Consider the following 8,580-nt stretch of genomic DNA (forward strand, 5'->3'; position numbering starts at 1 on the left):
GGATTAGAATGGGTGATTACATAGATAGTGCTACAAATATATTTGAAACATTAAAAAATGAAATATTAACTTTAGAGATAAAACCAGGGGAGCCTGTAATAGAAGCAGATATTTGTAAAAGATTTAATGCTTCAAGAACTCCTGTAAGAACTGCTTTTCATAGATTATCTGATGCAGGTTTATTAGAAACTATAAGATATAAAGGATCTAGAGCTCCGTTAATAAATCAAGATATAGTTAAGCAACTAATATTTATGAGAATAGCTATAGAAGAAAAAGTATTACTAGAATATACAGATATCTATGATCAATATTCCATTGCTGATGCTTACAACTCTCTAAAAAAACAAGAATTAAGTTTAGAGATAGGCGAATTTTCAATTAAACAATTTTATGTAGATGATGCAAATTTTCATAAAATTTGGTTTGATAGATCAAATAAAAAATATTTATGGGAAATGTTACAAGATTTGAGTATTGATTATACAAGATTTAAAACCTTAGATATTGTAACTAAAGAGCCTTGTTCAGAAATTTTAAAAGAGCATAGAGCTTTGTTAGAAGCTATAGAAGCTAAAGACAAAGAAGAAATAAAAAATATAATACAACAACATTTAAATGGTGGGATAAGAAGACTTTCAACAATGATGGAAACAAAATACGCTTCTTATTTTATTCATTAAATATCAATCGGAGGATGAAATGGTAGATATTCGCTATTCAACAGGAAAAGAACCTTTTAAAACAATGACAACTGAACAACTAAGAGAAGAGTTCTTAATTCAAAACATTTTCATTGAAAATGATGTAACAGCAACATATTCACATGTTGATAGAATAGTAACTTTAGGTGCAATGCCTACTGATAAAGAAATTGCATTAGATAAAAATATTGATGCAATGGCTGATTTTGGTGTTAATTTCTTCTTAGAAAGAAGAGAAATTGGAATTATTAATATTGCTGAAAAAGGTAGTGTAAAAGTAGATGGTAAAGAATATGTATTAAATCATTATGATGCACTTTACTTACCAATGGGTACAAAAGAAGTATTATTATCAAGTGCTGATAGTAAATCTCCAGCTAAATTCTATATGAATTCAACTCCAGCACATACAGCATTCCCAGCAAAATTAATTACATTAGAAGATGCTAAACATTTACATTTTGGATCTCTAGCTGAATGTAATGAAAGAACAATTAATCAATATATCCATCCAGATATTTTAGATACTTGTCAACTTTCAATGGGATTAACTCATCTTGTAGAAGGTTCTGTTTGGAATACTATGCCAGCCCATACTCATGAAAGAAGAATGGAAGTATATTTCTATTTTGATGTTCCAGAAGATCAAGCAGTTTTCCATTTTATGGGTGAACCATCTCAAACAAGACATATTGCTGTTCATAATGATGAAGCAGTTATTAACCCAAGTTGGTCAATTCATTCAGGTTGTGGAACAAAGAATTATACATTTATTTGGTCAATGGCTGGTGAAAATAGAACATATAGCGATCAAGATGCTATTAAAACAGAAGATTTAAGATAGGAGTCATAATATGAGTGTAAATTTTTCTCTAGAAAATAAAGTTGCATGGGTAACTGGTGCTTCTTATGGTATTGGCTTTGCAATTGCTAGTGCATATGCTAAAAAAGGTGCAAAAATTGCTTTTAATGATATAAACCAAGAATTAGTTGATAAAGGTTTAAAAGCTTATAAAGAAATTGGTATTGATGCAAAAGGTTATGTTTGTGACGTTACTAATGAGGATCAAGTAAAAGCTTGTGTTAATAGTATTGTTAATGATTTAGGTACTATTGATATTTTAGTAAATAATGCTGGAATTATAAAAAGAGAAAGCATGATTGATATGAAAGTTGAAGATTTTAGAAAAGTTATAGATGTAGATTTAAATGCTCCTTTTATTGTTTCTAAAACAGTATTACCTATAATGATTGAAAAAAATCAAGGTAAAATTATCAACATATGTTCTATGATGAGTGAGTTAGGTAGAGAAACTGTTAGTGCTTATGCTGCTGCAAAAGGTGGCCTTAAGATGTTAACAAGAAATATTTGTAGTGAATATGGCGAATATAATATACAATGTAACGGAATTGGACCTGGTTATATTGCAACTCCACAAACAGCTCCTCTTAGAGAAAGACAAGCTGATGGATCAAGACATCCTTTTGATTCTTTCATTATAGCTAAGACACCTGCTGCTAGATGGGGAACCCCTGAAGACTTAATGGGACCTGCAGTATTTCTAGCTAGTGAAGCATCAGATTTTGTAAATGGTCATGTGCTATATGTTGATGGTGGTATTTTAGCTTATATTGGTAAACAACCTCAATAAAATTGATTTTACTCAACATATAAAATAACTAGCTAATGTTTATTTATTATTTACATTAGCTAGTTTTTTTTTAGGAGGGATATGTGAGAAAATATTTATTATTAGTTTGTCTTTTATTGTTATTATTTACTAGTTGTTTAGAGCAAGAAGAGAAAGAGTTAATAAGTGATGATACTATTATTTTAAGATATGCAGAAAGTGAAAAAGAAGATTCATATTTAGCTCAAATAAGTACTTATTTTGCATCTTTAGTTGAAGAAGAAAGTGAAGGTAAAATAATAATAAAAGTTTATTATGGTGGTGAATTAGGTACTGAGGAAGAAGTACTAACTCAACTTCAATTTGGTGGTATAGCATTAGGTAGGGTTAATTTCTTATCAGTAAGTGAACAACTTCCTTCTTTTATTACAAGTTATTCTCATTTAATAGATTTACCATTTTTTAATTTTCTTAATACTATAGATTCTAATGAGAATTATAATTTTGCATTCCAAAATGAAAAATTATATCCACTGTCTGTTTTACCTCCTAGTAAAAGATGCATTTATAGTGACGAAGAAATAGATATTGAGAATTATGGAAAAATTAAAATAGGTATTGATAATTCGAAAATGTATGAAAAATACTTAATGGAAATAGGTTTATCTCCTATTATCATAGGAAATATTGATACATTTCCATCTCTTAGAAATGGATTCATTGATGCTAGGGAATCATCTTTATCTTCATTTTTAACCAGTGATGAATACCCCTATATTAAAGAAGTTTTATTATTAGATGATATCACTTTACCTTCATTTATTCTTTTTAGTAATGAAATATTAAATCAGTTATCAAGAGATGAAGTAAATATATTACTGAAATGTGCAGAACAAACTTTAGAATATTCAAAGAAATATATAAGTAAAGAAGAATCTAATGCGATAATAAAAGTTGAAAATGAAAAAAATGTGAGGGTTATGTAATGAAACAAAAACATGAATCAATATTTTTTTCAGTTGGAAACCAGATAAATCTATTTTTAGTAGCTATATTTATTATAGTTGTAGTTTTTTCATTCTTTGTTAGAACAACAATGTTTGATTATATTATAAAAAGTTCAAGTAATAATAATTTATCTTATAAAGTTCTCTCTCTAAAAACTAATATTTCTGATTGTGAAGAGAGCTTAAATATGTATTTAAGATCAGGAAATAGACAAAAACTTAATGAATTTAATATCGCTAGCGAAAATTCAAAAGACATTATCGAAGATTTGATAAAAAGTGTTAATGATAGAGAAAATCTATATTTATTAAAATCAATTGAAACCTCATTTAATAACTATTTTTTTGAAGGTTGCCAAGCTTCTTTTAACTATAATACTAATAATTATGAGTATTATAGTAAGATGTATCAAGCTGAAATTATACATGATTATTTACAGAAATATTGTGATGAATTATTAAATAATTTAATAGAAGAAGAAAAAATGACTAATGAAATTCTTGATAATAATTTTAGTAAGTATTCTACTTTTTTAATTATTTTTTTAACTGCCTTTTTTATTTTTTTATTAGCCGTTTTTGTTCATATCTATACTAATATATCTCATCCATTAATACTTTTAGTTCATGAGGCTAAACGTGTATCAAAGGGGGATTTTGAAGTTAAAGCTAGGGAATTAAAAAGAGATAATTCAATGAGTCTTTTAATAAGAACTTTTAATAATATGATTACAAATATTAAAAATATGATGGAAGAATTAAATCAAAAAGTTATTATTGAAAGAGAATTAGCAATAGAGCAGAAAAAGAATGAAGAAAACTTAAAACTTTTAAATGAAGCTCAATTTTTAGCACTACAATCGCAAACTAATCCTCATTTTCTTTTTAATACATTAAATTCTATTTCAAGAATGATAACTTTAGAAAAGAATGATGATTCATTAATTATGATAGATTCATTATCTGCATTGTTAAGATATAATTTATCAGATGCTTCTAAACCTGTATTGTTAAAAGAAGAATTAGATATTACGACTGAATATATTAAAATTCAACAAAAAAGATTTAATCATAGATTGAAATATTATATATGTGTTCCCATTGAATTACAAAATGAGGTAATGTTACCAAAATTTACTCTACAACCAATTATTGAAAATGCCATTGTTCATGGATTAGAACCAAAGAAAGAAGGCGGTATTATCAAAATATCTGCAAAATTAGAAGAAAATGATGTAATTATTGAAATTGAAGATAATGGCGTCGGTGTAAAAGATAAAGTATTAGAGAAGTTTAATAATTATGAAGATATAGAATGTGAAAATAGGAAGCATTTAGGTCTCTCTAATACTAGAAGTAGAATAGAATTATTTACGAATAATAAAAAATCTTTTGAGATGATAAAAAAGAAAAGTGGTGGAACTAAGATAATTATTAAGTTAAAAGCTGATATGGAGGTGAAAGATAATGTTTAAAATATTAATTGCAGATGATGAAGATTTAGAAAGAAAAGCTCTCAGTTTATTTATAGAAAAATCTAATTTACCAATAGAAAAGATAATATTAGCTGAAAATGGTAATGATGCCTTTGTAAAAATTATTTGTGATAAGCCAGATATTGTTGTCTTAGATATTAATATGCCTGAAATGTCAGGTTTAGAAGTATTAGAAAAAATAAGAAAAGAAAATATTGATTCAAAAGTAATTATTTCTACGGCATTTGATCAATTTGATTTTGCAGTTAAAGCTTTGAAATTAGGTGCAATGGATTTTTTAGTAAAACCTGTTAATAGAAAAGTATTTTTAAAAGCTATAGATAAGACTGTTGAAAGATTGAATATCGAAGAAAAAAATAAAGATAAAATGAAACAATTAGATAATGTAATTGAGTACTTTAAAAATCAGCCTACAGAAAAAAAATTTAGTAGAGATGAGGCAATTCCTGAAGCTGTAATTACAGTAAAAGAATACATTGAATGTAATTTTACAAATTATATAAGTCTAGATGAAATAATTCTTGATTGTGGTTATTCAAAATATCATATTTCTCGATTGTTTAAAAATTATATGAATTGTACAATTATGGAATATTTATTAAAGCAAAGAATGGTAAAAGCGAAAGATTTATTAATTAATACTCAAGATACGATTAAAGAAATTTCTATTGCTATTGGATATAGTGATCCTAATTATTTTAGTCTGATATTTAAAAGAGAAGAAGGTGTTAGTCCTATACAATTTAGGGCTGTAAATAGATAGCCTATAAGATATTGCTATAAAAGCAATATCTTATAGTTAGTAAGCAATATGCTATAGTGCGCGATTAGAAAACTCGTTTTATGATTCACTTACAAATTAGGAGGAACTTATGTTCAAAAAAGTTTTATTAATCACAAGTGCATTATTAGTAAGCACTTCAATGCTATTCGCACAAGGTAATAGTGAACCTGCAAGTACAAGTAATGGTCCAGATAAGGTCTATACTATGCAAATTGCACATGCTCAACCAACAACAAACCCTCGTCATATATCTTTAGAACATTTTAAAGAAATTGTAGAAGAAAGAACTGATGGTGCTATAAAAGTAGAATTATATCCAGCTGGCCAATTAGGTACTGAAAAAGAAATGTTAGAACAAGTTTGTTCAGGTGTTATACAAGGTATGAGAGGTGGACAAATGGATTTCGTACCTAAACTATTAGTATTTACTCTTCCTTTTTTATGTGAAGATAGTGAACAAGTTACACGATTAATGAATAGTGAATTAGCAAAAGATATTTGTAGCTCTTCAAAAGATGATGGTGCATTAATTCTTGGTTTAGGAGATGCAGGTGGATTTAGACAATATTCAAATAATGTTAGACCAATTCATACTCCTGAGGATTTAAATGGTTTAAAAATGCGTTCAAATGGTATGGATACAATTGACAAAACTTTCAAAGCATTAGGTGCATCAGTTGTTTCTGTTCCTTATTCAGATTTATATATGGCTTTAAAAACAGGTGTTGCTGATGGTCAAGAAAATCCATGGGTTAATGTTGAAGGTATGAAATTCTATGAAGTCCAAAAATATTTCACTGTTTTAAATTATCAATTCCATCCAGATCCATTCTATGTAAATCTTGATTGGTATAATTCTTTACCTAGTGATTTACAAGAAGTATTAGCACAAGCTACAAAAGAAATGATGGAAGTAAATAACCAAGCAATCGCTGACAACCAAGCTCAAGCAAGAAGTGTTGTAGAAGCAAATTGTGAAATTTACACACCAACTAAAGCTGAATTACAAGCTTTCAAAGATGCTACTGAAGTTGTTTATCAACAATATATTGATGAAGGTATCTTAACTCAAAGTGAATTAGATCAAATGAGAGCTATCGTAGCAGGTAATTAATAATTATACCTAAAAATAAAATTATCCGGCCCATAAGTGGGCCGGTATTATCACAGTAGGAGGTGTATTATTAGTACCTTAAAAACTCTTTCAAAAAAAATATATAATATTTATGTAGGAATCGGTGTATTTGCAGTTGGGCTCATAGCCTTTTGTGTAATCTTTTCTGTAATAGCTAGATATTTCTTTGGTATTTCTTTTCTGTTTTTAGAAGAATTTATTACAACAGTTTTTGCTTTTACAACATTCTGGGGAATAGGAATTTGTGTAATAGAAGATGAACACGTTGGAATTACATCAATTTATGAAAAATTTCCACCAAAATTCAAAGTATTTGCAACTATATTTAATTTTATTGTAATGATAGTAGTCGATATAACTATGATTAAATATGGATTTAAATATGTATTTAAATTTGGGAATCAATTATCTATGGGAATGTCTATCCCAATGAAGTACATGTATGGAATTATTCCTCTAGGATGTTCTATTGCATTATTAGCTATGGTTATTAAATTAATTGAATATTTGATGAACCTTAAAAAGAGGAGTATGTAATGGCTATTATATTTTTACTAGTATTTTTAATTGTATTTGCTCTAATGGGTACTCCTTTAGCTTTTGCTATAGGTGCTTCAAGTATGAGTTTTATTAATTCCTTTAATCCTAATTTTATGCAAATGTTACCTCAAAGAGTATGGGGTGGTGTGTTTTCATTTGTTATGGTTGCAATGCCATTATTTATGTTTGCCGGAGAATTAATGAACACTGGTGGAATTACAAAAAGAATAGTTGCGTTTTCTATGTATTTAGTAAGACCTTTTCATGGTGGATTAGGAGAGGTAAATATAATAGCTTCTATGATATTTGGTGGAATATCTGGATCTTCAGTTGCTGATACTTCGGCACTTGGTTCAATTCTAATTCCTGCAATGGAAAAAGAAGGTTATTCAAAGAAATTTGCAGCAGGTGTAACAGTTGCTTCATCAACTATGGGTATGATAATTCCTCCTTCAGTTCCTATGATAGTTTATGCAATGGCCTCAGGGGCTTCAATTGGTAAATTATTTATTGCTGGGTTGGTCCCAGGGGTATTAATTGGTCTATCTCAGTTAATTAATGTAAATCTTATTTCAATAAAAAGAGGTTATCATCCTGAGAGAAAACCTTTTGATAAAAAAGACTTTATTCATACTATGTTGTATGGGCTTCCTGCTATATTAATGCCTGTTGTTATTGTTGTGTTTGTATCTTTTGGTATTTGTACAGCTAGTGAATCTGCTGGTATTGCTGTATTATATTCATTAATTATAGGCTTTTTCTTTTATAAAGAATTAACTATTAAAGATGTTATAAATGGTCTTAGAAAAACTTTGATTTCATCTGCAGCTATTATGATAATTATAGGATTTACAACAATATTTACATGGTTATTAACAATGGCTAATATTCCAAGTCAAATTGCAACATTCTTTTTATCTTTAGATTTACCTGTTTGGGGATATGCTTTGATATTTGATTTATTAATATTAATGATTGGAGCATTTATTGATGTAACTCCAGCAATATTATTATTAACTCCGATTTTATTACCAGTTATGGAATCTGTGGGACTTTCTTCATTACAATTTGGTGCAATGTTAATAACAGGTTTAGCTATTGGTTTAGTAACCCCTCCTGTTGGAATGTGCTTAAATGCTTGCACAAAAATCAATAAAATGCAGATAACTGAAATATTTAAGGGAGCATTGCCGTTTGTAATTTGTAATGTTATAGTGCTAATCTTAATAAGTATTTTCCCAGCTCTTACAACATATTTACCATCATTGATGTCATATTAATTA

The 8,580-nt window shown here is 28.0% G+C and carries 9 protein-coding genes; all 9 read left to right on the top strand.

From position 1 onward, the window contains the following. Positions 1-8: 8 nt before the first annotated feature. The 9 genes from ACPKM0_RS05640 (at position 9) to ACPKM0_RS05680 (ending at position 8,577) form a co-directional block, all read left to right on the top strand. Positions 9-683 carry a GntR family transcriptional regulator gene (locus tag ACPKM0_RS05640; protein ID WP_472474126.1) on the top strand — a complete coding sequence of 225 codons (675 nt, stop codon included), beginning with the start codon at positions 9-11 and terminating at the stop codon, positions 681-683. Between the two features lie 19 nt (positions 684-702). Next, positions 703-1,548 (top strand): 5-dehydro-4-deoxy-D-glucuronate isomerase, encoded by an 846-nt coding sequence (gene kduI / locus ACPKM0_RS05645; protein ID WP_472474128.1) that lies wholly within the window; start codon positions 703-705, stop codon positions 1,546-1,548. Between the two features lie 10 nt (positions 1,549-1,558). Next, on the top strand, positions 1,559-2,356 hold the full coding sequence (locus ACPKM0_RS05650) for a gluconate 5-dehydrogenase (RefSeq protein WP_472474130.1): 798 nt from the start codon (positions 1,559-1,561) through the stop codon (positions 2,354-2,356). Between the two features lie 83 nt (positions 2,357-2,439). Then, positions 2,440-3,321, top strand: coding sequence for a type 2 periplasmic-binding domain-containing protein (locus ACPKM0_RS05655; RefSeq protein ID WP_472474132.1), 882 nt, complete (start codon positions 2,440-2,442; stop codon positions 3,319-3,321). Beyond that, positions 3,321-4,817 carry a sensor histidine kinase gene (locus ACPKM0_RS05660; protein ID WP_472474134.1) on the top strand — a complete coding sequence of 499 codons (1,497 nt, stop codon included), beginning with the start codon at positions 3,321-3,323 and terminating at the stop codon, positions 4,815-4,817. The genes ACPKM0_RS05655 and ACPKM0_RS05660 overlap by 1 nt, the downstream gene beginning before the upstream one ends. Continuing rightward, positions 4,810-5,601: a response regulator transcription factor gene (locus ACPKM0_RS05665; protein WP_472474136.1), complete on the top strand. Its 792-nt coding sequence runs from the start codon at positions 4,810-4,812 to the stop codon at positions 5,599-5,601. Before ACPKM0_RS05660 ends, ACPKM0_RS05665 begins: the two co-directional genes overlap by 8 nt. A 109-nt stretch (positions 5,602-5,710) precedes the next feature. Further along, positions 5,711-6,736 carry a TRAP transporter substrate-binding protein gene (locus ACPKM0_RS05670; RefSeq protein WP_472474138.1) on the top strand — a complete coding sequence of 342 codons (1,026 nt, stop codon included), beginning with the start codon at positions 5,711-5,713 and terminating at the stop codon, positions 6,734-6,736. A 36-nt stretch (positions 6,737-6,772) separates the two neighbouring features. Next, entirely contained in the window at positions 6,773-7,294 is a 522-nt protein-coding gene (locus tag ACPKM0_RS05675) for a TRAP transporter small permease (RefSeq protein ID WP_472474141.1), read from the top strand. Continuing rightward, positions 7,294-8,577, top strand: coding sequence for a TRAP transporter large permease (locus ACPKM0_RS05680; RefSeq protein WP_472474143.1), 1,284 nt, complete (start codon positions 7,294-7,296; stop codon positions 8,575-8,577). The genes ACPKM0_RS05675 and ACPKM0_RS05680 overlap by 1 nt, the downstream gene beginning before the upstream one ends. Positions 8,578-8,580: the final 3 nt, after the last annotated feature.

The sequence above is a fragment of the Pleomorphochaeta sp. genome, from assembly GCF_050031695.1.
Classification (GTDB): Bacteria; Spirochaetota; Spirochaetia; order Sphaerochaetales; family Sphaerochaetaceae; genus Pleomorphochaeta.

Bases quoted from the DNA above. Each gene is read 5' to 3' on its own strand.
- ACPKM0_RS05640 (WP_472474126.1), top strand. From the start codon at position 9: ATGGGTGATTACATAGATAGTGCTACAAATATATTTGAAACATTAAAA.
- kduI (WP_472474128.1), top strand. From the start codon at position 703: ATGGTAGATATTCGCTATTCAACAGGAAAAGAACCTTTTAAAACAATG.
- ACPKM0_RS05650 (WP_472474130.1), top strand. From the start codon at position 1,559: ATGAGTGTAAATTTTTCTCTAGAAAATAAAGTTGCATGGGTAACTGGT.
- ACPKM0_RS05660 (WP_472474134.1), top strand. From the start codon at position 3,321: ATGAAACAAAAACATGAATCAATATTTTTTTCAGTTGGAAACCAGATA.
- ACPKM0_RS05665 (WP_472474136.1), top strand. From the start codon at position 4,810: ATGTTTAAAATATTAATTGCAGATGATGAAGATTTAGAAAGAAAAGCT.
- ACPKM0_RS05670 (WP_472474138.1), top strand. From the start codon at position 5,711: ATGTTCAAAAAAGTTTTATTAATCACAAGTGCATTATTAGTAAGCACT.
- ACPKM0_RS05680 (WP_472474143.1), top strand. From the start codon at position 7,294: ATGGCTATTATATTTTTACTAGTATTTTTAATTGTATTTGCTCTAATG.